The organism is Streptomyces sp. FH025 (assembly GCF_017427025.1).
Lineage (GTDB): Bacteria > Actinomycetota > Actinomycetes > Streptomycetales > Streptomycetaceae > Kitasatospora.
In genome coordinates this window covers 1-1,758 of sequence record NZ_JAFLNG010001063.1, presented here as the reverse complement: position 1 = coordinate 1,758, position 1,758 = coordinate 1, and the positions used below count along the sequence as shown (strand labels likewise).

General features: G+C 76.9%; 3 protein-coding genes. 1 reads left to right on the top strand and 2 read right to left on the bottom strand.

All coding sequences use genetic code 11. The features are described from left to right. Window positions 1-550 (top strand): class I SAM-dependent methyltransferase (locus J0670_RS37300; protein ID WP_207817211.1); only part of this gene is annotated, 550 nt, incomplete at its 5' end. Here the strand turns inward: J0670_RS37300 and J0670_RS40115 are convergent. Then, on the bottom strand, window positions 514-1,221 hold the full coding sequence (locus J0670_RS40115) for an AraC family transcriptional regulator (protein ID WP_279383134.1): 708 nt from the start codon (window positions 1,219-1,221) through the stop codon (window positions 514-516). The two genes, J0670_RS37300 and J0670_RS40115, sit on opposite strands and share 37 nt — an antisense overlap. Window positions 1,222-1,253: 32 nt before the next feature. Further along, window positions 1,254-1,758 (bottom strand): hypothetical protein (locus J0670_RS37290; RefSeq protein ID WP_207817210.1); only part of this gene is annotated, 505 nt, incomplete at its 5' end.

Genomic DNA, 1,758 nt, shown 5'->3' with positions numbered 1-1,758 from the left:
CCCCCGCCCCGGCGACGTCATCGTCGACGTCGGCTGCGGCACCGGCTCCCTGGCCGTCCTGCTGGGCCGCACCGAACCCGGCGCCACCGTCATCGGCGTCGACCCCGACCCCGACGTGCTGCGCATCGCCCGCCGCAAGGCCGCCGCCGCCGGCACCGCACCGCAGTGGCGCACCGGCCTGGGCGACGCTGTCGCCGACCTCGTCGGCCCCGCCAGCGCCGACACCGTCGTCTCCAGCCTCGTCCTGCACCAGTGCCCCGTCCCGATGAAACGGGCCATCCTCACGGCCATGCGCGAGACGCTGCGCCCCGGCGGCAAACTGGTGATCGCCGACTACGGGCGCCAGCGCACCGCGGCCATGCGCCTGGCGTTCCGCATCGTGCAGCTGGCCGACGGCAAGCAGGACACCCAGCCCAACGCCGACGGCGTCCTGCCCGGGTTGATCGCCGAGGCGGGCTTCGAGGGCGTGCGCGAGGCGGAGACGGTGGCGACGGTGACCGGCTCGCTGTCCCTCTACACCGCCCGCCGCCCCGCCCGAGCCGGGGCTTGAGAGCGATCCGCCCGAACTCCGCCCGCGCGCACGGCCGGCCGGACCACCGAGGGGGTCAGGCCCGTCAACTCCCGCATCCGGCGGGAGAGATGGGCCTGGTCGGCGAAGCCTCCCGCCAGTGCCGCCTCGGCCAGGGAGTGCCCCTGGCCGAGCGCGTCCACCGCCCGCGCCAGCTGCCGCCAGGCGCGCCAGCACGTCAGCGGCACCCCCAACTGCGCCCGCGCCAGGGCCCGCAGGCGCTGCGGGGACAGCCCCACCCGCGCCGCCAGGCGCTCCAGCGGCAGCCGGTCCTCGGCCAGCGCCCGCATCGCCGCGCGCAGCCGCGCGTCCACCCCGGCCGAGGGCAGCACCCCGGCCGGGCGCAGGTCCCGCTCCTGAAGGCCCCGCCAGCGCGGCGCCACGCTCACGCCCGGCCCGCAGTCGTTGCGCAGCCGGTCGGCGAACGCGCAGTGCGGGTCGACGTAGAAGGCGCGCACCTGGCGCACCGGGTCCATCCGGTGGCGCGCCATCGGCGCCACCACCACCGCCGCCCCGCCGTGGCGCCGCCCGGCGGCGTCCGTGACCACCACCGGGCCGCAGACCGCGACGGCGACCTGGAAGGCGGCGTGCCGGTGGAAGGCGCTGTCCGCCAGCGGCCCCCGGTACAGCGCGTAACCGTCGCCGATCGTCAACCGGGGTTCTGTGAAAGGAAGTTCGCCCCCGCTCAAGATCGGCGCCACAGGCCCGCCGCCCGCGCGTCCTCGGCCGCGGCGCCCGCCAGCCGCACCGAGGCGATCAGGCCCAGCACCGCCAGAGCGCCCCACAGCGGGACGGACAGCACGCTCGGCCGCCCGGTGTCCATCCGGTCGCCGCTGAGCCACACCCGCGTCTGCCAGCCGTCCGGATGCGGCTCCCGCACCGGACGCTCCTCGCTGAACTCCCGTCCGTCCACGCTCCAACGGTACGTGCAGCCGTACGTCGGATCGCCCAGCGTCCCGTTCTCCCCGGCCAGGCGGCCGGTGACATGGCAGTGCGTCACCGTCGCCTCCACGCCGCGCGGCTCGTGCAGCCGGGTGCGGACGGTGTCGGTGGCCTGCGCCGCCGTGAACACCGTCGCCTCCACGACCACCAGGAACAGCACCAGGAAGGCGCCCGCCACCGCGCGGCGCCCGCCCGCCACCTTACGGCCCAGCGGCAGTGACAGCAGCACACCCGCCACCAGCGCCACC